Origin of the sequence: Bacillus sp. SIMBA_008, from assembly GCF_046535495.1 — a bacterium.
GTDB lineage: Bacteria > Bacillota > Bacilli > Bacillales > Bacillaceae > Bacillus > Bacillus subtilis.
The window spans coordinates 1-272 of sequence record NZ_JAWRWL010000457.1; the positions used below are offsets into that span (position 1 = coordinate 1).

Below are 272 nucleotides of genomic sequence, written 5' to 3' on the forward strand. Positions count from 1 at the left end.
CATGATGAAGCACGTCTAAAACGTTTACGCCATCAGCAGTGATTACTGTTACTCCAGGGATATTGCGAGCAGATAACTCTACAGATTCGTTTGCATCAGCAGTTACGATAAGAGCTTTCTTCTCAACAGTTAATCCTTTAAGTACTGCTAGCATGTCTTTTGTTTTTGGTGCATTTAACACTAGGTCTTCAAGAACTACAATGTTGTTCTCAACTACTTTAGTAGCTAATGCAGATTTGATTGCTAAACGACGAACCTTCTTAGGAAGTTTG

The 272-nt window shown here is 38.6% G+C and carries 1 protein-coding gene; it reads right to left on the bottom strand.

Going from position 1 to position 272, the window contains the following annotated elements; all coding sequences use genetic code 11:
- Window positions 1-272, bottom strand: a 272-nt coding sequence (rplD, locus tag SB658_RS24005) for a 50S ribosomal protein L4 (protein ID WP_410602847.1), incomplete at both ends; no start/stop codon positions are given.